General features: G+C 69.6%; 18 protein-coding genes and 1 pseudogene. 3 read left to right on the plus strand and 16 right to left on the minus strand.

Going from position 1 to position 19868, the window contains the following annotated elements:
* From I8J34_RS20525 to I8J34_RS20540, 4 genes are all read right to left on the minus strand, one after another.
* On the minus strand, nucleotides 1-606 hold a 606-nt coding region (locus I8J34_RS20525; protein ID WP_214363508.1), incomplete at its 3' end, for a type VI secretion system Vgr family protein.
* Nucleotides 607-727: 121 nt separating this feature from the next.
* The gene (locus I8J34_RS20530) at nucleotides 728-2371 is read right to left on the minus strand and encodes a hypothetical protein (RefSeq protein ID WP_214363509.1); all 1644 of its coding nucleotides are present in this window, start codon (nucleotides 2369-2371) and stop codon (nucleotides 728-730) included.
* A gap of 1 nt (nucleotide 2372) precedes the next feature.
* Nucleotides 2373-2897: a DUF1579 family protein gene (locus I8J34_RS20535; protein WP_214363510.1), complete on the minus strand. Its 525-nt coding sequence runs from the start codon at nucleotides 2895-2897 to the stop codon at nucleotides 2373-2375.
* Nucleotides 2898-2987: 90 nt separating this feature from the next.
* Nucleotides 2988-4004, minus strand: coding sequence for a class I SAM-dependent rRNA methyltransferase (locus I8J34_RS20540; protein ID WP_214363511.1), 1017 nt, complete (start codon nucleotides 4002-4004; stop codon nucleotides 2988-2990).
* A 199-nt stretch (nucleotides 4005-4203) separates the two neighbouring features.
* Here I8J34_RS20540 and I8J34_RS20545 point away from each other — a divergent pair, with 199 nt between their 5' ends.
* Both I8J34_RS20545 and I8J34_RS20550 read left to right on the plus strand, forming a co-directional pair.
* On the plus strand, nucleotides 4204-8127 hold the full coding sequence (locus tag I8J34_RS20545) for a response regulator (protein WP_214363512.1): 3924 nt from the start codon (nucleotides 4204-4206) through the stop codon (nucleotides 8125-8127).
* Entirely contained in the window at nucleotides 8124-9083 is a 960-nt protein-coding gene (locus tag I8J34_RS20550) for a diguanylate cyclase (protein WP_214363513.1), read from the plus strand. Before I8J34_RS20545 ends, I8J34_RS20550 begins: the two co-directional genes overlap by 4 nt.
* Nucleotides 9084-9102: 19 nt before the next feature.
* Here I8J34_RS20550 and I8J34_RS20555 read toward each other — a convergent pair whose 3' ends face one another.
* The 4 genes and pseudogenes from I8J34_RS20555 to I8J34_RS25215 all read right to left on the minus strand — a co-directional run.
* Nucleotides 9103-9309 carry a DUF3079 domain-containing protein gene (locus I8J34_RS20555; RefSeq protein WP_214363514.1) on the minus strand — a complete coding sequence of 69 codons (207 nt, stop codon included), beginning with the start codon at nucleotides 9307-9309 and terminating at the stop codon, nucleotides 9103-9105.
* An 8-nt stretch (nucleotides 9310-9317) separates the two neighbouring features.
* Complete coding sequence (locus I8J34_RS20560) at nucleotides 9318-11525, minus strand: putative bifunctional diguanylate cyclase/phosphodiesterase (protein WP_230411938.1); 2208 nt, start codon at nucleotides 11523-11525, stop codon at nucleotides 9318-9320.
* The gene (locus I8J34_RS25210; RefSeq protein WP_370661895.1) at nucleotides 11525-11953 is read right to left on the minus strand and encodes a CZB domain-containing protein; all 429 of its coding nucleotides are present in this window, start codon (nucleotides 11951-11953) and stop codon (nucleotides 11525-11527) included. The genes I8J34_RS20560 and I8J34_RS25210 overlap by 1 nt, the downstream gene beginning before the upstream one ends.
* Nucleotides 11951-12208: pseudogene (locus I8J34_RS25215) on the minus strand (methyl-accepting chemotaxis protein); the annotation flags it as partial. The gene I8J34_RS25210 and the pseudogene I8J34_RS25215, both read right to left, overlap by 3 nt.
* A 653-nt stretch (nucleotides 12209-12861) precedes the next feature.
* Between I8J34_RS25215 and I8J34_RS20570 the strand changes: the two are divergent.
* Complete coding sequence (locus tag I8J34_RS20570) at nucleotides 12862-13404, plus strand: YgjP-like metallopeptidase domain-containing protein (protein ID WP_214363516.1); 543 nt, start codon at nucleotides 12862-12864, stop codon at nucleotides 13402-13404.
* 8 nt (nucleotides 13405-13412) lie between these two features.
* Here the strand turns inward: I8J34_RS20570 and ppk2 are convergent, their stop codons facing one another.
* From ppk2 to ilvA, 8 genes are all read right to left on the minus strand, one after another.
* Nucleotides 13413-14345 (minus strand): polyphosphate kinase 2, encoded by a 933-nt coding sequence (gene ppk2 / locus I8J34_RS20575; RefSeq protein WP_214363517.1) that lies wholly within the window; start codon nucleotides 14343-14345, stop codon nucleotides 13413-13415.
* Between the two features lie 70 nt (nucleotides 14346-14415).
* Nucleotides 14416-14913 carry a hypothetical protein gene (locus I8J34_RS20580; RefSeq protein ID WP_214363518.1) on the minus strand — a complete coding sequence of 166 codons (498 nt, stop codon included), beginning with the start codon at nucleotides 14911-14913 and terminating at the stop codon, nucleotides 14416-14418.
* A gap of 140 nt (nucleotides 14914-15053) precedes the next feature.
* Nucleotides 15054-16463 carry an ATP-dependent RNA helicase DbpA gene (dbpA, locus tag I8J34_RS20585; protein WP_214363519.1) on the minus strand — a complete coding sequence of 470 codons (1410 nt, stop codon included), beginning with the start codon at nucleotides 16461-16463 and terminating at the stop codon, nucleotides 15054-15056.
* A 68-nt stretch (nucleotides 16464-16531) separates the two neighbouring features.
* Nucleotides 16532-17035: a hypothetical protein gene (locus I8J34_RS20590; protein WP_214363520.1), complete on the minus strand. Its 504-nt coding sequence runs from the start codon at nucleotides 17033-17035 to the stop codon at nucleotides 16532-16534.
* 118 nt (nucleotides 17036-17153) lie between these two features.
* Nucleotides 17154-17357, minus strand: coding sequence for a hypothetical protein (locus I8J34_RS20595; protein WP_214363521.1), 204 nt, complete (start codon nucleotides 17355-17357; stop codon nucleotides 17154-17156).
* Nucleotides 17354-17575: a helix-turn-helix domain-containing protein gene (locus I8J34_RS20600; protein WP_214363522.1), complete on the minus strand. Its 222-nt coding sequence runs from the start codon at nucleotides 17573-17575 to the stop codon at nucleotides 17354-17356. The genes I8J34_RS20595 and I8J34_RS20600 overlap by 4 nt, the downstream gene beginning before the upstream one ends.
* 17 nt (nucleotides 17576-17592) lie before the next feature.
* A complete protein-coding gene (locus I8J34_RS20605) occupies nucleotides 17593-18156 on the minus strand; it encodes a DUF2975 domain-containing protein (protein WP_214363523.1) in 564 nt (187 codons plus the stop codon).
* A gap of 188 nt (nucleotides 18157-18344) precedes the next feature.
* Complete coding sequence (gene ilvA / locus I8J34_RS20610; protein ID WP_214363524.1) at nucleotides 18345-19865, minus strand: threonine ammonia-lyase, biosynthetic; 1521 nt, start codon at nucleotides 19863-19865, stop codon at nucleotides 18345-18347.
* Nucleotides 19866-19868: the final 3 nt, after the last annotated feature.

Below are 19868 nucleotides of genomic sequence, written 5' to 3' on the forward strand. Positions count from 1 at the left end.
GAGCCTGTCTTCGGGCCAGCGCAGGCTGTCGGCGAACAGGCGCATGCGGTGCCCGGCGGGGGCCGCTTCGTCCTCTTCGATGCACCAGCCGATGCCCTCTTCGGCCAGCAGGCGCGAGACGAAGGCGAAATCCGATTCCCGGTACTGCACACAATAGCTGCGGATGCGCGCGTCCGAGAGAAACCCGGTCACTTCCGCGCTCCACTGCCACGCGGCCTGTTCGCGGTAGCTGGAAAACACAGTCTCGACAATCTCGATCACGCTCTTGTCCTGGAAGACGCGGTTGTGCCGGCCGCGCGAGAGCAGCCAGGTCCAGGGCACCAGAGTCAGGCGGTAACGGCAGAAGCCGCCGTCGGCGCCGAGCTTGAGCGCGGCGCGCACCAGGGCCGAGCGGCCCGCGCGGCTGCCGTCGGAGAGCGTGCTGTGCAGCGTGACCGTCTGGCCGAGCAGGGCTTTGAGTTCGATGAAGGCGTCGGTCGAGAGCAGGTCGACCACCAGCTCGAAGCCCGCCGAGAGCGCCTCAGTCCCCCACCACGCTTCGACCGGCAGATCGAACGGCGCGTCGCGCCAGGTGAGCGCGAACAGGCGGGTGTCGGAGGTGAACATGGGGCGGTCCTTGCAGCCGTGACGGGTAGCGATTCTACAGTCATAAATGACATTGGCAAGGAAAAATTTTCAGGTGAAGGCCGATGTGCCTGACGACCAGCAGCGATAGGCCCGTTCCAGCTCACGCCGCCCGGCACAACTGGCGCAACAGCGCCGGCAACGCTGCCGGACCACCGTCATATCGATGCAGCGCCACCGCCGCTGGGCTGCCGGCGCGGTTCGGCGAGTCGGCCGGCAGCGTGTGCCAGGCGTCGGCCAGCGTGCGCTGCAAGAAGCGCTCATCGGTGCGCTCGTCGACCAGCAACACGCAGCGCGACAACGGCACATGGTGCGCCAGGTAGGTGAGCTCGTGCACGCAGCCGGCATGGGCGGCGCTGAAGCTGCGCAGGTCCATCAGCACCCGGTCGCCATCGCGCACCAGGGCGGCCAGCACGCGCTGCCAGCTGTCGGCATGGCAGAAGAAATTGTTGATGCGGTAGAGGCCGTCGCGGTCGGGCAGGCGGTCGCGCGCGGCCAGCCGCTCGCCCAGCGACGCGGTGTCGGCAACGAAATGGCGGGCCAGCCGGCCGCTCAGGAAATCCAGCAGTTGGTGCGGCTGCAAGGTGCTGAGCGCCAGGTCGGGGCCGGTGATCAGCTGCAGGCTGCCGACATGGCGCCAGTGCCGCGCCAGCGCATCGAACAAGCGGTCGCTGTGCCGGCCGAGCGAAAACACCCGCAGATAGGTCAGCCCGCGCCCCGCCGGCGGCGCCGGGCAGCGGCGGGTGAGGCAGCGGCCGGCCAGCTTGTAGGCGCCGAAGGCCAGCAGCGGCACCGGCGCCCAGGCCAGGCCGGCGGGCGCGTAGTACATGGCGTAGATGCCGGCGAAGTAGAGCCACAGCGCATCGCGCGCCAGGCTGCGGTCGTTGAGGGTCTTGGCCAGGTAGGCGCGGCGCACCCGGCCGAGCAGCCAGGCGCCGAGCGCCATGAAGGCCAGCAGCGCCAACAGCAGCAGCGCCGGCACGATCACCGCCACCGACAGCCCGCTGGCCACGGCGAGCGCCACCGCCAGCGCGCTGCCGCGCTCGGAAAAGAGCCACAGCCAGACCATGACGCAGCCGGCGGTGGCGACGGTCATCAGCGCCAGCAGCAGCGGGCCGACGGCACGCAGTCGGCGGCTCAGGAAGATGAGCAGCACGAGAGTCGGTACGGCATTGGCCACCGACCAGGCATAGAGCACGGCAACCGGCGTGATCGCCACGCGCAGGGCGGCGACGTCTTCAGGGTTCGGCGGGGCGAGCAGCGCCACCCCGGTGTAGATCAGCAGCGGCAGAAAATACGCCGCCAGCAGCGCCGCGCCGCCGCGCCAGCCGGCCGGGCAGTGGATCGCCGCGGCCAGCACCAGCGGCCAGGCGTAGCCCCAGGCGAACAGCGCCACCTGCGCCGGCGCACGCAGCATGGGAAAGGCCAGCCACAGCGCGGTCGTCATCACCGCCACGGCGGCCAGCCCGGCCAGGGCATCGCGCCCCAGCGCCTGCCATGGCCGGTGCAGCACATGCTGGCAACACGCGGTCGCATCGTCCGGCGCGGTGGCCTCGGGCCGAACCGGGGCAGCGGTTTCGTCGGCCCCGGCCGGAAAGCCGCCGACGCTCTCGGCCATGGCTTGCAGCACGCGCCGCCGATAGCGCCAGCGCACGCCGAGGGCGATCAGCAGCGACAGCGCCGAGGCCAGCGCGATGATCAGCAGCAAGGCCACCGCCAGCAGTTGCGGGGTAAGGGCCTGGATCACCTCAGCGGCGGCGCACGGCGGTGGCGTCCTGGTCGAGCAGCACCGAGCCCTTCCAGTCCTTGACGACGGTCTGGCAGTGGCGGGTGTTGCGGTCCGGGAAGGTGCAGTGGCTGCGGTAGGAGATCGGCAGCGAGGGCGGATTCTCCCAGCTCAGGGTGCGGCGCCGGGCATCCCAGCTGCCGGGGGCCAGGTAATACCACGCCCCGGTGGAGGAAAAGATCCAGAACGGATAGCCCTGGCCGGGCGCGTCATAGGTGGCGATGACGATGTCGCGCGTGCCGTCGGATTTGACGCCGCTGTCGCCATGCAGGAAGTGGCCGTCCAAGTCCCAGCGGTAGTTCTCGGTGTAGGTGACCACCAAGGCCTGAGGCGCACGCACCTTGACCGTGACCGCCCAGGTGCCGACGAACTGGTCGAGCACCGCCAGCTCCGGCGCCGGTGGCCCCGCGGCCGACACGGTGCCGGCGGCCGCCAGCAGCGCACCGACCCATTGCATCGCCCTTGTCTGTTTTCGCCACTCGCGCATGGCACCGCCTCCCCGGCGCCACACACACGGCACCTGATGCTGACGGTTTCACCATAGCGGATCGTTCCCGCGGCGCAAGCGCCGGGCAGGTTACACGCGCAGCAACACGACCTTCAGCGGCGGGTTGTCGTCGGGGCTGGGGAAATCGGCTTCCGGTTCGATCCACTCGAATTCGCGCACCGGCCGGCCGATCTTCTTGGCGCTGCGCTGGAGCTGGTCGAGCCACGCGTCGCGCGCCACCTGGGCCACGTTGTTGCAGCAGATCAGCGTGCCGCCCTCGGCCGTGGTGCGCAGCGCGAGGTTGAACACCGCCGGATAGTCCTTGACCAGATCGACCACGCCGAACGGGCTCTTGGCATAGCGCGGCGGGTCGAGGAAGACGATGTCGAACTGCCGCGTTTCGAAGGGCGGGAAGGGCGGCATGCGCTTGCCGCGCACCATCGTCGCCTGCCCCTGGCCGGCCAGCTGGCGTAGCGCGGGGAAGACATCGCTCTTGACGAAACGCACGCGGATCGGCAGATCGTTGAGGCGGGCGTTGTCCTTGCCCACCCGCAGGCTCGACTCCGAAAAATCGATGTTCACCACGTGTTTCGCCCCGGCCTTGGCGGCAGCCACGCCGACGCCGCAGGTGTAGGCAAACAGGTTGAGCACCGACTTGCCCTCGGCCTCGGCCATCACCCGCCGGCGCGCGGCGCGCAGGTCGAGGAACAGCCACGGGTCCTGGCCCTCGTGCCGGCCCTGGAAGGCGTAGCTCACGCCCTGCTCGGAGAAGGTGCGCGGCAGCGCCGCCGCGTCAGCCGACACGCCCTCCAAGGCGTTGGCCACGCGGGAGTTGGCGGCGCTGCGGTCATTCCAGATGACGGTCAGGCCGGGCATCGCCTCGGCGTAGAAGGCGGTCAGCTCGGCCAGCTGCGCCTCCGACAGGCGCTGGTGGAAGGTCTGTACCAGCAAGGCGTCGCCATAGCGATCGACCGTCAGGCCGGGGGCGCCTTCCACACTGCCGTGGAACACCCGGTAGGCATCCGTGTCCTCCGCGGCCAGGCGTTCGATGAGCGGCGCGCGGGTACTCAGCGCGGCGGCGAGGAGGTCGGACAGGGCGGGGAGCATGGCGGACGCCGGCGGGAATCGACCCCCATGATAGCCCGTCGGGCCCGCCGGGCTGGAAAAAACCGCTGCCGAGTCGCCGATCGGTACGCCGAAAGGATGAGCCCCCCTTCCGCGACACGCCATCACACACCTCGAAAAATTGCCACGAGGGTGAAATTTATTACCCCATTAGTAATACAGCAAACAGTAATATTAGATCGTGAGCACAAAGACCTACGCCCCCTTTCGGCCCTGGGCCGAATGGCTTTTCCTGATCGCCACCCTGGTGGCGACGGGCGCAGGCATCGCCTACCTGGCCTACCGCGATCATGCCGATATCGCGGAGCGTGAGCGCCAGCAACTGACCAGTCACGCCCGCATCGTCCACGACGGCATCGCCCGCCAACTCGATGTGATGAACCGGACGCTGCTCAAGCTGCTGGCCGACATCCCCCGCTGGCGCGCCGATGCCGACGGACCGCAGCAGGCCAAGCGGCGGCTGGAGGACTTCGTCGGGGCCATGCGCAGCGTTCAGTCCTTGCTGATCGTGGATGCCGACGGCCGGGTTTTCGCGTCGGGCAACGGGCAATGGCTCGGCCAGAATGTCAGCGGGCAGGGGTTCTTCCAGGCGGCTCGCGCGCATCCCCGCGGCGATCTGCTGATGCTCAATTCTCCGGTCGAGACCGGGTTCGGCGTGTGGACGCTGACCGTGGCGCGGGTGATCACCGGGCCAGACGGCCAGTTCGACGGCCTGGTTGCCGCGACGATGGAGCCGGACGAGGTCGCAGCCGCCCTCACATCGGCCCGATACGCACCGGATGTGGCGGTCTCCCTGGCCCATGACGACGGCACGCTGATCATGAGCGCACCGCCGCAACCGTCGCGCTACGGCACGAACCTGGACACCGCCGGCAGCTTCTTCGCCCGGCACGCGGCCAGCCGCCTGCCGGTCAGCCTGCTGAACAGTCCGCCGGGCGACGACGCGCGCATCGCGGTGCTGCGCACCGTCCGGCCGAGCGCCGTCGCCGCCGACCACGGCCTGGTGGTGGATATCGGACGCCGCCGGGCCGCCATCTTCGCCAGCTGGCGTCAGAACACGGCCGTCAAGGCCGGGCTGCTCCTGCTCCTGGCCGCCACCACCACGCTCGGCCTGGGCGCGGCCCAGCGGCGCCGGCGGCTGAGTTCGCAACAGGCCACCGACGCGGCCCGGGCCCTGGCCGACAACGAACGCTTCCTGCTGTCGCTGATCGACATCCTGCCCGGCATGGTCGGCTACTGGGACGCCGACCTGCGCTGCGGCTTCGCCAACATCGCCTATCTCGAATGGTTCGGCAAGACGCCGGCGCAGATGCGCGGCATCCATCTCAAGGAGCTGCTGGGCCCGGCGCTGTTCGCCCGCAACGCGCCCCACATCCAGGCCGCCCTGCGCGGCGAGGCGCAACGCTACGAGCGGACGCTGACCAAGGCCGACGGCAGCACCGGCTACACCTGGGCTCACTACATTCCCGACAGGGTCGGCGGCGAGGTGCGCGGCTTTTTCGTCCTGATCTCGGACATCACCGAACTCAAGCAAACCGAACTGGCCTTGCGCGCGGCGCTGACCGAGGCCGGCCGCTTCCGCGAGGCACTCGATCATGTCACCGCCTACATCTACATGAAGGACCGGGACCACCGCTACGTCTATGCCAACCGGCCCACGCTCGAACTGTTCGGCGTCTCGGCCCAGGCCCTGCCGGGCAGCCCGGACACGCGCTTCTTCCCGCCCGAGACGGTCGAGCGCCTGCATGCGATCGACGACCGCGTGTTCGCCGGCGAACGCACCACCGAAGAGATCGACACCGTCGACGGGCAGGGCAGGCGACGCATCTACTGGGAGATCAAGACCCCGATCTACACCGACGAGCACCGTGACACGGTCTGGGGCCTGTGCGGCATTTCCACCGACATCACCGCCCGCAAGCTGGCCGAAGAGGCGCTGGAGCGCGCCCGGGCCGCAGCCGAAGCCGCCAGCGAGGCCAAGAGCAGCTTCGTGGCCAACATGAGCCACGAGATCCGCACCCCGATGAACGCGGTGCTCGGCTTCCTGGCACTGCTGCAGCAGTCCCGGCTGAGCCGGCAGCAGCAGGACTACGCCCACAAGGCACACACCGCCGCCCAGTCCCTGCTCGCCATCCTCAATGACATCCTCGATTTCTCCAAGGTGGAGTCCGGCAAGCTGGTGCTCGACGACGCCCCGTTCCGGCTCGAGGCGCTGCTGCGCAACCTGTCGGTGATGCTGTCCGCCGCACCGGCCAAGCCGGATGTCGAAGTGCTGTTCGACATCGATCCGGACATTCCCGCCACCCTGCGCGGCGATGCCCTGCGCCTGCAACAGGTGCTGCTCAACCTCGCCGGCAACAGCATCAAGTTCACCCTGCGCGGCGAAGTGCTGGTGCGCCTGCGCAAGCTGGGCGACACCCCCACGGCGACGCGGATCGAATTCTCCGTGCGCGACACCGGCATCGGCATCCCGGCCGACCGGCTGGCGGCGATCTTCGAAGGCTTCACCCAGGCCGAAGCCTCCACCACCCGGCGCTTCGGCGGCACCGGACTGGGTCTGGCGATCAGCCAGCGGCTGGTGGGCCTGATGGGCGGCCGGCTGGCGGTCGACAGCACCCCCGGCAAAGGCAGCTGCTTCCACTTCACGCTGGACCTCCCCCGCGGCGCCGACGATGCATCGCCCCTCGCCCCGCCGGTCGGGCTCCATCTGCTGATCGTCGACGACAATGCCGTCGCCCGTGACGTGCTGCAACGCATGGCCATCGCGTTCGGCTGGCGCGCCGACACCGCCGCCGGCGGCGTCGAGGCGGTCGAGTGCGTACGCGCCGCGGTCGCCGCCGATGACGATTTCGACGTGATCTGCATCGACCTGGTGATGCCCGACATGGACGGATGGACCACCATCCGGCACATCCGCGCGCTGCATACCGGCCGATCGGCACCGGCAATCCTGATGGTGTCGGCCTACGGTCACGAGGTGATCGCCGAGCGCCTGGCCCCCGACCACCACCCGCTCGACGCCTTCCTGGTCAAGCCGGTCACCCCCGCCATGCTGTTCGACGCCGTCGCCCAGGCCGCCGGCGGGCGTCGCGGCACCGGGCCCGCACCGTCCGCCACGGACACCCGGCTGGCCGGGCTGCGCCTGCTGGTTGTCGAAGACAACCCCCTCAGCCGCCAGGTGGCCGAAGCCTTGCTGTCGAGCGCCGGCGCCGAGGTGCAAATGGCCGAGGACGGCCGGCAGGCGATCGCCTGCGTGCAGGCGGCGCAACGGCCCTTCGACGCGGTGCTGATGGACATCCAGATGCCCGGGATGGACGGCCACGAGACCACCCGGATCCTGCGCGGCCAGCTGGGCCTGACGGCGCCGATCATCGCCATGACGGCCAACGCCCTGCCCGCCGACCGCGACGCCTGCCTGGCCGCCGGCATGAACGCCCATGTCGCCAAGCCCATCGACATGGAGACACTGATCGGCGTGCTCCAGACACACACCGGCCGCCCCGCCCACCCCGACACCACGCCCCCCGCGCCTGCCGGCACCGCCTTCGATCTGGCCACCGCCCGGCAGCGGCTCGGCCAGGACGAGGCCTTGTTCCAGCGCCTTGCACGCCAGTTCGCGAGCGATCAGGGCGACGCCGTGGTGCGCGCACGCGCCTGTCTGGCCGCTGGCGACCGGCCCGGCGCCGCGCAGGCCCTGCACGCGCTCAAGGGGCTGGCCGGCACCCTCGGTGCCCAGGCGCTGTCGCAGGCCGCGGGCACCGCGGAAGCCGCCATCCGCCGCGGCGACGCCGCCGAGGCCGTCGGCCTCGATCGCGCCCAGGCCTGTCTGGACGAGGCGATCGCCAGCTTCGCGCAACTCACCATCGTGCCCGCCCCGCCCGCCGAGGCGCCCGGCGCCGCGCCGTCGCCGGACGCCCCGCTGGAGACGCTCGACCACCTGCTCGCCACCCACAACATGCGCGCCGTCGACCAGTTCGCCGCCCTCCCGCGCCATGGCGCCATCGGACCGGAGGAGGCCTTCGGCCGCCTCGAGGCCGCCATGGCGCGGCTGGATTTTTCCGCCGCCCGCGCCATCGTCGCCGAACTGCGAGCGGCCCAGCCATGAACGCGCCGCGCGCGACCCCCGCATCGCCGCTGCTCGCGCTGCCCGAGCGCCCGCGCCTGCTGGTGGTGGACGACCAGCCGATCAACATCCGGGCGCTCTACCAGATGTTCCGCACCGACCACGAGGTGTTCGCGACCACCTCCGGCCAGCAGGCGCTGGCGATCTGCCAGGACGTCGCCCCCGACCTGATCCTGCTCGATATCGAGATGCCGCACATGGACGGGCTGGAAACCTGCCGGCGCCTCAAGGCCGATCCGGCCACCGCGGACATTCCGGTCATCTTCATCACCGCCCAGTCGGAGCCGGCCGACGAAACGCGCGGCCTGAACGCCGGCGCGGTCGACTTCATCTCCAAACCGGTCAACCCGGCGGTGGTCCGTGCCCGCGTCAAGACCCACCTGACGCTCAAGGCACAGAGCGACCTGCTGCGCTCGCTGGTGTTCATCGACGGCCTGACCGGCGTGGCCAACCGCCGCCGCTTCGACGAGGCGCTGCAGGTCGAATGGCAGCGTTGCCGGCGCAACCAGCTGCCGCTCACGCTGTTGATGATCGACATCGATCACTTCAAGCACTACAACGACCGCTACGGGCATCCGGCCGGCGACGCCTGCCTGCAGCGGGTGGCCGCCTGCCTGAAGGCCCGCCTGGGGCGCGCCCACGATCTGGTGGCGCGCTACGGCGGCGAGGAGTTCGCCTGCCTGATGCCCGAGTGCGACCTGGCCGCCGGCCACGCCAAGGCCGCCGAACTGCGCGAGGCGGTCATGGCGCTGGCCATCCCCCACGACCGCTCGCCCACCGCCGGCGTCATCACCATCAGCCTGGGCGTGGCCTCCCGGGTCCCGGACGGCCCGGACGGTGCCGCCGCCCTGGTGCAACACGCCGACGCCGCGCTCTATACCGCCAAGCACGAAGGACGTAACCGCGTCTGCGACGTCCCGGGCGAGAGCGCGTCATAGCACGGCGCGCTGGCGCCCTTCAGCCCGCCGACGGATCCTTGGGCGGATCGTCGACCTCCAGCCCCCAGTCGCCGTACTGATACCAGTCCTCGCCGAGCATCTCGGCCGGGTGCTGGGTGCGCCCCGAGCCGTTGCCGCACATCAGGGCATCGGCGGCGCAATACTTGTCGCAGCCCCAGCAGATGCGCTCGGGATGCTTGGGATGGAGCGGAAATTTCTTGGCCATGTCGATTTCTACCGGATGGGCGTGGCCAGCCACGCTTCGAGCGCCGCTGCAGTCAGCGGCCGCGCGAACAGGAACCCCTGCAGCACGTCGCAGCCGATGTCGGCCAGGAAGCGGCGCTGAGCCTCGGTTTCCACCCCCTCGGCGACCACCGACAGGCCGAGCCGGCGCGCCAGCGTCACCACCGCCTCGGCCACCGCGGCCTCGGTCTCGGCCTCGGGCAGGCGGTGGACGAAGCTGCGGTCGAGCTTGAGCACGTTAAGTGGCAGCTTGCACAGGGTGGCCAGCGAAGAGTGGCCGGTGCCGAAGTCGTCCATGGCGATCTGCAGGCCCTGGCGGCGCAGGTGCTGCAGCGCCTCGGCGGCATCGGCGGGATGCTGCATGGCGGCGCTTTCGGTGATTTCCAGTTCGATCCATTCGGCCGGCGCGCCGGCCTCGGCGAGGATGGCCTCGATCCGCCCGGCCAAGCCGGCGTCATGGAACTGGCGCGCCGACAGGTTGACCGCCACCCGCGGCACGGCAATGCCGCGCCGGCGCCAGTCGACCATCTGCCGCGCCGCCTCGGCCAGCGCCCACTCGCCCAGTTCGGCAATGATGCCGACCTCCTCGGCGATGGGGATGAAGTCCAGCGGCGAGACCGTGCCGCGCTCGGGATGCTGCCAGCGCAGCAGCGCCTCGACGCCGGCCAGGCGGCCGTCGGCCGCATGCACCTGGGGTTGATAGACCAGCATCAGTTGCCCGCGCGCCACCGCGCGGCGCAGGTCGGTCTCCAGCGCCAGGCGCTGGCTGGCGCGGCGGTTCATGGCCTCGTCGTAGAAGCGCCAGGTGTTGCGCCCGGCCGCCTTGGCCGCATACATGGCGGCATCGGCATTACGCAGCAGGGTGTCGGCATCGGCGCCGTCGTCGGGGCACAGGGCGATGCCGAGGCTGGCCGCCACGTCGATGTCGCGCCCCTGGGCGGCGACCGGCGGTGCCAGTTCGGCCAGCACGCGGCGCGCGATGCCGGCGGCGCGCTCGGCACAGCCAGCCCCTTCGACGAGGATCACGAACTCGTCGCCGGCCAGCCGCGCCAGGGTGTCGGCGTTGCGGCACACCGCCGCCATGCGACGCGCCACCTCGACCAGCACCGCGTCGCCGGCGCCATGGCCGAGGCTGTCGTTGATCAGCTTGAAGCGGTCCAGGTCGACAAAGCACAGCGCGAAGCCGTCGCCGCGTTCGGCCCGGGCTAGCGCCTGGGCCAGGCGGTCGTCAAACAGGCTGCGGTTGGGCAGGCCGGTGAGCGTGTCGTAGTGGGCCAGGAAGGCCAGCTGGGCCTCGGCATCCTTGCGCGCGGTGACGTCGTTGAGCACGCCGACATAGTGCGAGACGCTGCCGGCATCGCTGCGCACCGGGGCGAGGAACAGCTCGATCCACTGCTGCGAGCCGTCGGCGCGCTGGCGCGACAGGGTGGTGTAGCCGTTGCGCCCCTCGGCGATGGCGGCGCGGATCACCGCCAAGCCGTCGTCGGCGCCGGTGCACAGGCAGGGGCGGCCGAGCAGTGCGCCGGGGGCGATGCCGAGCGTGCTCGCCACGGCGGCATTGGCGTAGATGAGCCGGTAGTCGGGCGGCGCGGCGGCGGCGATGAAGACGCCGTTGACGCTCGACTCGATGGCCCGGTCGCGCAGCGCGATGGCGCGCTTGTCGGCATGGATGTAGGTGTCGAGCGTGAGCCCGAGGTCGAGCATGACGACCTTGAGCAGCGCGTCGAAAGCCGGCAGGAAGGCTTCGGCCTCGCCGCCGGTGGCCCGCCAGGTAGCGCGCAGCATGTCGGAGAGGTATTTGCGAAAGGCGCCGACATACCACTTCGGCGTCAGCCCGATGCGCGCGTGGGTCATGCCGACACGCAGCCGCCCGGCCACATAGGCTTCGCCGTAGTCGCCCTCGATCAGGCTGTCGAAGTAGCGGCCGTGGGCCTGCTTGAGGCGGGCCACGGTGGCCGCGTCGGGCAGCAGCGCGGCCAGCTCGGGCAGCTGGCGCAGGTAGGCGTAGAAGCCGTCGGCAAAGCCGTGCTGGGCGCCGGCGAGGCGGTCGCGGATGGCGCGCAGGCAGTCGGCATCGGCCTCGGTGAGTTCGAGAAAGGCCTTGCGCGCAGCGATCTCGGCCGCGTCGATGTGCATTTCGGCGGCCACGCTGTCGACCTCGACCGGGGCCAGCGCCGCCGTTTCGCCATGGCAGCCCATCACGCCGCCCGGCCCGGCCCTTGGGCGAGGATCCGCTCCATGCCGGCCATCACCGTCAGGTTGGCTTCCTCCATGCGCGTCAGTGCATCCAGCGCGCCCGGCGCGTCACCGGCCAGGTAGCGCTCCACCGCGCGGCGGGCGTAGTCATGCACCGCCTTGTGCGGCGCTTCCATCTCGCGGTAGCCGGGCATGTTCGAGAAGGTCTCGCGCCCGTCACCCTCGTAGTACCACTGGCCCAGGCGGCATTGCGTCTCGTCCGGCACGTCGCCCGGCTTGAGGTCCGAGAGGCCGAGCAGCACCTTGTACACCTCGAGCTTGAGCGTCAGCTCCTCGACGTTGGCCAACTCGGCGCTGGCGATGCGCGAGGAACTGGCGATGGTGCTCTGCATCATCTGCGACAGCCCCAGCAGGTGCTGCATGCTGCGCATGGCCGCCTCGCTCTCGGCGCTGTGGCTGGCGGCGTTGCCGGCGCCCACCTCCATGATCTTGCGGGCATTGCCGGTCTCCTGCTGGATGCCGGTCACCAGTGTGCCGATCTCGGTGGTGGCCTTGGCGGTGCGTTCGGCCAGCTTGCGCACTTCGTCGGCCACCACCGCAAAGCCTCGCCCGGCCTCGCCGGCGCGCGCCGCCTCGATGGCCGCGTTGAGCGCCAGCAGGTTGGTCTGCTCGGCGATTTCCTTGATCAGCTGGACGATGCCGCCGATCTCGCCGGCGCGGCGCGACAGGTCCTCGACGCTCGCGCCGGCCACGCTGATGCGCTCGAACATGGCGTGCAGGTTGGCGGCGATCTGCTCGAAGGCGGCGCGGTTGGCGTCGGACTCGGCGGCCGCGGTCAGCGCCATGGCCGAGTCCTCGCCCAGCTGCGCGGAGAGCCCGGCGAAGGACTGGCGGATGCCGGCCAGCGACTGGCCGAAGCGCGGGATGTTGCCGGTCACCCCGTCGAGCAGCGCCTGGCGAGCGGCCATCGCCTGCTGCTGCGCCTGCGTCTCGGCCAGGCGCGCCTCGGCGTCGGCCAGAGCGCCTTCGAGGGCCGCCGTCCGTGTCTTCAATGCGCTGTTTTCGGCCTGCGCCTCGGCCAGTGCCTGTTTTGCCTTGAACCCGAACATGCTGACTCCTCACCGGCCCCACGGCCTAAAAGTTGAGTAATTTACTACGGTATTCGGGTTCGCTGCATTGATACCGATCAACGGCTGGCCGGCGCCGCGCAACGGCCACGCCATGCCTCGCCTGCGCCGTCCCGGGCCACTAGGAGCAGTGGACATTTATCCAACGCGATCCGTCGGAGAAATGTCCACAGCCGCTAGAATCACGGCCTCAGCCTGCCCGCCGCCTTGCCATGCGACCGAAGCCCCCGCCCGATTACCTCGCCGGCTATCCCGCCGCGCTGGTCGCGCAGGTCACCGACCTGATCGCCTCGGCGCAGCTCGGCCCGGCCTTGCGCCGCAAATACCCCCGCGCCCATGAGGTTCGCACCGACAAGGCGCTGTACGACCATGTGCTCGAGCTCAAGAACACCTGTCTGCGCAACGCCCCGCCGCTGAGCAAGGTGGCCTACGACAGCAAGCTGAAAGTCATTGCCCAGGCGCTGGGCACGCACACCGCCATCTCCCGGGTGCAAGGCGGCAAGCTCAAGGCGAAGCGGGAGATCCGCGTGGCGACGGTGTTTCGCGACATGCCGCCCGAGTTTCTGCAGATGATCGTGGTGCACGAGCTGGCGCACCTGAAGGTGCGCGACCACGACAAGGCCTTCTACCAGCTGTGCCAACACATGGCGCCGGCCTACCACCAGTGGGAGTTCGATACGCGGGCCTATCTGGCGTATCTGGCCGCGGGCGGCACGCCGCTGTGGTCAGCGGCCAGCGATCCGCCGCCGGCCTGAGGCCGCCCTCAATACACCGCCGGCACGAACATTTCGTCCGGCACCGGGTGGCGGATGTAGTTGGTGTTGTACACCCGCGCCGGCAGTTCGACCTGTGCGCGCTCAACCTCACCGTAAGGCACCTGGCTGAGCAGGTGGTGGATGCAGTTGAGCCGCGCGCGCTTCTTGCCGCCGGGCTGGATCACCCACCATGGCGCCTCGGGGATGTGGGTGCGCTCAAGCATGATCTCCTTGGCGATGGTGTATTGCTCCCAGCGCCGGCGCGATTCCATGTCCATGGGGCTGAGCTTCCACTGCTTGAGCGGATCGTGGATGCGCATCTGGAAGCGGCGGTTCTGCTCGTCGTCGGTGACCGAGAACCAGTATTTGACGAGGATGATGCCGGAGCGCGTCAGCATCTTTTCGAACTCGGGCACCGAGCGGAAGAATTCTTCGTACTCCTCGTCCGAACAGAAACCCATGACACGCTCGACGCCGGCGCGGTTGTACCAGCTGCGGTCGAACAGCACGATCTCGCCGCCGGCCGGCAGGTGGGTGACATAGCGCTGGAAGTACCACTGCGACATCTCGCGCTCGCTCGGCGCCGGCAGCGCGGCCACCCGGCACACGCGCGGGTTGAGGCGCTGGGTGATGCGCTTGATGGCACCGCCCTTGCCGGCGGCATCGCGCCCCTCGAACAAGACCACCAGCTTGAGCTTGTGGTGCACCACCCAGTCCTGCAGCTTGACCAGTTCGCCCTGCAGGCGCAGCAGTTCCTGGAAGTACAGCCGGCGGTCCATGTCCCGCTCGGCGCTGTCGGCGCCGGCCGTGTCGTGCTCGAGCAAGGCCTCCATGCGATAGTCGTCGAGCTCCATCTCGAGCTCTTCGTCGAAGCTGTCGAGCAACTCGTCATGCAGGTGGGGGTCGCGACCGACATCGCGCGCAAAACTGTCGGAACTCATAGGGGAATTCTCCGGCCCGGGGGACAGCTACGATGATAACCGCCCGGATAAGTTCCGAATATGACGCCCGCTATCGCCGCATCTTGCAGCGCTTGCCCTCGTACTCGTGGCGGTGCAGCACATAGGCCTTGCCGTTGAAGCGCTCGACCGGAAAGCAGAAGCCCGGCCCGCCGATCTGGATGTCGGGCCAGCCGCCCACGCCGCGGGTGTCGAGGAAGATCGGCATGCCGATGGCCGCGGCCATCTGCCGCCAGCGCCCGTCGGCCTGCTGGCTGATGACCCAGTAGCCGGTGCCGGCCATGCCGTAGCAGTAGGTGCCGCCCTCGGTGATGACCGCTTCGGGCCGGCCGTCGCCGTTGAGGTCGAGCACCTGGTCGATGCGCCCGGGGGTGTAGGTCGGTGTGCCGGGGTCGTCGCAGCCGCTGCGCCACTGGCCGCCGCGCTGGGTGAAGCCGGCGGCCTTGAAGGCCGCGGCCTGGTCGGCGGCGGAGAGCGCCGCTGGCGCGCCGATGACCGGCGCCGAGCCGGCCGCCAGGGCCAGCATCACGGAACAAACGATTCTGCGCATGGTGGCCTCCATCGGTCGCCGCTCGGGGATCCGATCCCAGCCTAGATGGCGGCTCGCGCGCGGGCAAGGCGCTTTTTTGCCGCCGCGGCGCGCGTTGCGCGCAGCGCCCACGCCCGGGATGCCAGACGTGCCACGAGCGCTCAATCGGCCAGTGCGCGCACCTTCACCGACTTGCCCTTGACCTTGCCGCGCGAAAGCCGGCGCACCGCCTCGTCGGCGATCTCGCGCAGCACGGCCACATAGGTGCTCTGGTCGGTGACGGTGATCTTGCCGACCTGCTCGCGGGTGAAGCCGGCTTCGCCGGTGAGTGCGCCGAGCACGTCGCCGGGGCGGATCTTGTCCTTGCGCCCGCCGAGGAGCTGCAGCGTCACCATCGGCGGCACCAGGGGCGCGTCGTTGCCGCTTTGCAGCGACCCGAGGGTATGCCATTCGGGCTCGCTGTCCATCGCCTGCGCCAACGCGCCCACCCGGCGCCGGTCGGCCGGGCTGCACAGGCTCAGCGCCCAGCCGTCCTCGTCGCCGCGACCGGTGCGGCCGATGCGGTGGATGTGCACCTCGGGGTCGGGCGTCATGTCGACATTGATCACCGCTTCGAGCTGCGGGATGTCGAGCCCGCGCGCCGCCACGTCGGTGGCCACCAGCACCGAGCAGCTGCGGTTGGCGAACTGGATCAGCACCTGGTCGCGCTCGCGCTGCTCCATGTCGCCGTTGAGCGTGAGGGCGTGAAAGCCCTGCGCCTGCAGCAGCGCGACCAGGTCGCGGCATTGCTGCTTGGTGTTGCAGAAGGCCAGTGTGCTGACCGGGCGGTAGTGCTTGAGCAGCACGCCGACTGCCTGCAGGCGCTCCTCGTGCTTGATGTCGTAGAAGCGCTGGCGGATCTTGCTGCCGGCGTGTTGTTCGGTCAGCGTCACCGTCTGCGGGTCGCGCAGGAAACGCCCCGCCAGCTCGGCGATGCCGGGCGGATAGGTGGCAGAGAACAGCAAGGTCTGGCGCTTGGCCGGGCAATGGCTGGCGACGTACACGATGTCGTCATGAAAGCCCATGTCGAGCATGCGGTCGGCTTCGTCGAGCACCAAGGTGTTCAGCGCGTCGAGCGCGAGGCTGCCGCGCTCGAGGTGGTCCATGATGCGCCCCGGCGTGCCGACCACGATGTGGGCGCCATGCGCCAGGCTGTCGCGCTGCGGACGCATGGTGGTGCCGCCGCACAGGGTCAGCACCTTGATGTTGTCCTCGGCGCGGGCCAGGCGGCGGATCTCCTGCGCCACCTGGTCGGCCAGCTCTCGCGTGGGGCACAGCACCATTGCCTGCACCGCGAAGCGGCGCGGGTTGAGCCGGGTGAGCAGGGGCAGCGCGAAGGCGGCGGTCTTGCCGCTGCCGGTCTTGGCCTGGGCGATGAGGTCATGGCCGGCCAGCGCCAGCGGCAGGCTGGCGGCCTGGATCGGCGTCATGCGCAGGTAGCCGAGCTGGGCCAGCGTGGCCTGCAAGGCGGGCGACAGGGGCAGGTCGGTGAAGGGGGCGGTGGTGTCGGCGGTCGGGGCGATATCGGTCATGGCCGGATTATCCCGCCTCGCGCGCGCCGCGCCGGAAAAATCTTGTGCGTCGTGCCAAACGGCAACGCTCAGCCGTTGCGCTGCGCCTTGCGCCGACGTGCGGCGGCCGCATGGCGCCACCCCGCCGCGCGCTTGGCGGCCGCTTCGGCAGCCTTGGTCTTGGGCATCAGGAGGTTGCGGCCGGTGCCGGTTTTCGAGGCCTTGTGCGCCTGGATCGCCGCATAGACCACCTCCGAGGTCAGCACCACGGCCGGATGGTCGTCCGCCTGCGGATAGCCGGCGAGGTCTTCGCGAATGCTGTCCACCTTCTCGTCCGCGCTCGCCTTCTTGGGCAGGCCGACCACCAGCTTCTCGCCCTCGGCGCTCAGCACATAGCCACCGTCACGCTCGACGATCAGGCCGTGCGCGGAGAGGCGAGCAACCGCATCGATCAGCTTGAGCGGCGGCGGGATTGCGCCTTCGAGGATCAGATCGAGCGCGGCGACGATGCCGACAAGATCGGCCGCGCGGCGCTTGGACGCCATCAGGGTGGCCAGGAGGAGCGGAGCATCGGTATCACGGAAGGGGTGCATCGAAAGACCTTTTACACGGGCGGCGAACCGCATCACCATCGGGGGCCGGGCGGTGCCGCCCCCTGCAAGAGCGCCAGTGTAATGGTTTGCGCCGCCAATGCCGCGACCGTCAATCGCCTCAGCGCCCGGCTGGTCGCATCGCCGAACCCGGCGGGCAGCGCGCATTGCCGGGCAGCGGCGGCGCCGGGTCCTGCGGACACGGGCGAACGCAGGCGGACGAGCCATCGCAGGCCGCTACGGCCAGGCCGGCACCGGCGTGGCGCAGATCGAGCGTGTCGCAGCCGGCCAGCAGCAGGGCGCAAAGCGCAAACAGGCATTTCATGACAGGGAGTCCTCGTCGGTGTGATAGGCCAGCAGGTCGCCCGGCTGGCAGTCCAGGTACTGGCAGATCTTCGCCAGCGTCTCGAAGCGCACGCCGCGCACCTTGCCCTGCTTGAGCAGCGACAGGTTGGCCTCGGTGATGCCCACATGCTCGGCCAGATCCTTGGATTTGACCTTGCGACGGGCCAGCATGATGTCGAGTTGAACCACGATCGGCATGTGTGCTTGCGCCCGCCTCAGACGAAGGACTCGTTCTCTTCGGCCAGCGACCGCCCCTGGCCGATGACCGCCGCCATCAGCCACACCATGCCGGCGAATAGCAGCATGAACACCTCGTTGGAGCCCACGCCGATCGCCAGTTGACGCATGCCGGGCGGATTGTTGACGGTAAGCACCACCGACAGCACCGTGCTGCTCAGCATGCCGACCGCCACCGAGGCCGCGACCCGGCCGGCGAAGCGGCGCAGATAACCGGTCGACTCGGCCACGAACACCCGCCCCGCGGCAAACAACCGAAAGCACCGGCGCGCCTGCACCAGCCCCGATACCAGGAGCGCCACCGGCAACAAGGTGAGCATGCCGCCGAGTGCACGCTGCCAGGGCATGAGCGGCGCCATCACGGCGTCGGCCGACAGGTTGACCTGCCGCGCCAGTTCGACCGGTTCGGCCAGCCACCAGTACAGCAGCACGGTTGCCGGCAGGCCCCAGATCAGCACCAGGCAGACCGCCGCCAGCACACGGCTGGTGCGCTGGATGCGGCGGGTGGCGTCGGCAGCGGCGGAAGCGCGGACGGGCGGCATGACAGACCTCCAGAGACGTGCGTTCGCGATACTGTATATCAGCAATTAATTTCTGTAAAACAATAATTTTTTGCCAACCGCTGACGCTCCGTTGAGCGGCGGAACGCCCCAATGGCTGCAACACGCCCCCGGCGCCCGACGAAAAAAAGCCCGGCATCTGCCGGGCGGGTGTCGGTCGGTTGCGCCGTTCAACCGAGGAACAGGCGATAGGCCGGGTTGGCGGTTTCGTCCACGTATTCGTAACCGAGCCGGTCGAGGAAGGCCTGGAAGGCGGCCTTGTCGGCGGGCGGCACCTGCATGCCGACCAGCACGCGGCCGGAATCCGAGCCGTGGTTGCGGTAATGGAACAGCGAGATGTTCCAGTCCGAGCGCAGGTTGGTGAGGAAATTCATCAGCGCGCCCGGGCGCTCGGGAAAGATGAAGCGGTAGATGACTTCGTCTTCGGCCTGTGGCGCGTGGCCGCCGACCATGTAGCGCACATGGCTCTTGGCCATCTCGTCGTCGGTCAGGTCCATGCAGGGCAGGCCGTCGGCCACCAGGCTGGTGACCAGCGCGCGCGACTCCTCGCGGTTATGCACCGACACGCCGACGAAGATGTGCGCCTCGCGGCTGTCGGCGTAGCGGTAGTTGAACTCGGTGATGTTGCGATTGCCCAGCAGGCCGCAGAAGCGCTTGAAGGAGCCGGGCTGCTCGGGGATGCTGACCGCCAGCACGGCCTCGCGCTGCTCGCCGACCTCGGCGCGCTCGGCGACGAAGCGCAGGCGGTCGAAGTTCATGTTGGCGCCCGAGGCAATCGCCACCAGCGAAGCGTCGCGCAGGCCCTCGCGCTCAGCATAGGCCTTGGCGCCGGCCACCGCCAGTGCGCCGGCCGGCTCGAGGATCGAGCGGGTGTCCTCGAACACATCCTTGATGGCGGCGCAGATGGCGTCGTTGTCGACCCGGATCATCTCGTCCACATACAGCTGGCACAGGCGGAAGGTCTCCTCGCCCACCAGCTTGACCGCCGCGCCGTCGGCGAACAGGCCGACCTGGTCGAGCTCGACCCGCCGGCCGGCGGCCAGCGATTGCGTCATGGCGTCTGCGTCCACCGCTTCGACGCCAATGATCTTGATCTCCGGGCGCACCCGCTTCACATAGGCCGCAATGCCGGCGATCAGCCCGCCGCCGCCGACACAGCAGAAGATGGCCTCGATCGGCTTGGGATGCTGGCGCAGGATCTCCATGCCGATGGTGCCCTGCCCGGCGATCACCTCCGGGTCATCGAAGGGATGCACGAAGGTCAGACCCTCGGCCGCTTCGAGCTCCTTGGCATGGGTGTAGGCCTCGGAGAAGCTCTCGCCGGCCAGCACCACCTCGCCGCCGCGGCGGCGCACCGCGTCGACCTTGATCAGCGGCGTGGTGGTCGGCATCACGATCACCGCGCGCACGCCCATCTTCTGCGCCGACAGCGCCAGGCCTTGCGCATGGTTGCCGGCCGAGGCGCACACCAGGCCGCGTGCCAGCGCTTCGGGCGGCAGCTTGGACAGCTTGTTGTAGGCGCCGCGCAGCTTGAAGCTGAACACCGGCTGCAGATCTTCGCGCTTGAAATAGATGCGGTTGCCCGTGCGCGCCGACAGGCTGGCGGCAAAATCGAGTGGCGTTTCAATGGCGGCGTCGTACACCTGCGCGTTGAGGATGCGTTCAAGATAGTCAGGGTGCGCGGCGCTCATCGG

It is taken from the genome of Denitromonas iodatirespirans (genome assembly GCF_018524365.1).
Classification (GTDB): domain Bacteria; phylum Pseudomonadota; class Gammaproteobacteria; order Burkholderiales; family Rhodocyclaceae; genus Nitrogeniibacter; species Nitrogeniibacter iodatirespirans.

What these genes read in the sequence shown, in the direction of transcription:
- I8J34_RS20535 (WP_214363510.1), bottom strand. Translation starts at nt 2,897, where the DNA reads ATGCGCGAGTGGCGAAAACAGACAAGGGCGATGCAATGGGTCGGTGCG.
- I8J34_RS20540 (WP_214363511.1), bottom strand. Translation starts at nt 4,004, where the DNA reads ATGCTCCCCGCCCTGTCCGACCTCCTCGCCGCCGCGCTGAGTACCCGC.
- I8J34_RS20550 (WP_214363513.1), top strand. Translation starts at nt 8,124, where the DNA reads ATGAACGCGCCGCGCGCGACCCCCGCATCGCCGCTGCTCGCGCTGCCC.
- I8J34_RS20555 (WP_214363514.1), bottom strand. Translation starts at nt 9,309, where the DNA reads ATGGCCAAGAAATTTCCGCTCCATCCCAAGCATCCCGAGCGCATCTGC.
- I8J34_RS20560 (WP_230411938.1), bottom strand. Translation starts at nt 11,525, where the DNA reads ATGGGCTGCCATGGCGAAACGGCGGCGCTGGCCCCGGTCGAGGTCGAC.
- I8J34_RS25210 (WP_370661895.1), bottom strand. Translation starts at nt 11,953, where the DNA reads ATGCGCAGCATGCAGCACCTGCTGGGGCTGTCGCAGATGATGCAGAGC.
- I8J34_RS20570 (WP_214363516.1), top strand. Translation starts at nt 12,862, where the DNA reads ATGCGACCGAAGCCCCCGCCCGATTACCTCGCCGGCTATCCCGCCGCG.
- ppk2 (WP_214363517.1), bottom strand. Translation starts at nt 14,345, where the DNA reads ATGAGTTCCGACAGTTTTGCGCGCGATGTCGGTCGCGACCCCCACCTG.
- I8J34_RS20580 (WP_214363518.1), bottom strand. Translation starts at nt 14,913, where the DNA reads ATGCGCAGAATCGTTTGTTCCGTGATGCTGGCCCTGGCGGCCGGCTCG.
- dbpA (WP_214363519.1), bottom strand. Translation starts at nt 16,463, where the DNA reads ATGACCGATATCGCCCCGACCGCCGACACCACCGCCCCCTTCACCGAC.
- I8J34_RS20590 (WP_214363520.1), bottom strand. Translation starts at nt 17,035, where the DNA reads ATGCACCCCTTCCGTGATACCGATGCTCCGCTCCTCCTGGCCACCCTG.
- I8J34_RS20595 (WP_214363521.1), bottom strand. Translation starts at nt 17,357, where the DNA reads ATGAAATGCCTGTTTGCGCTTTGCGCCCTGCTGCTGGCCGGCTGCGAC.
- I8J34_RS20600 (WP_214363522.1), bottom strand. Translation starts at nt 17,575, where the DNA reads ATGCCGATCGTGGTTCAACTCGACATCATGCTGGCCCGTCGCAAGGTC.
- I8J34_RS20605 (WP_214363523.1), bottom strand. Translation starts at nt 18,156, where the DNA reads ATGCCGCCCGTCCGCGCTTCCGCCGCTGCCGACGCCACCCGCCGCATC.
- ilvA (WP_214363524.1), bottom strand. Translation starts at nt 19,865, where the DNA reads ATGAGCGCCGCGCACCCTGACTATCTTGAACGCATCCTCAACGCGCAG.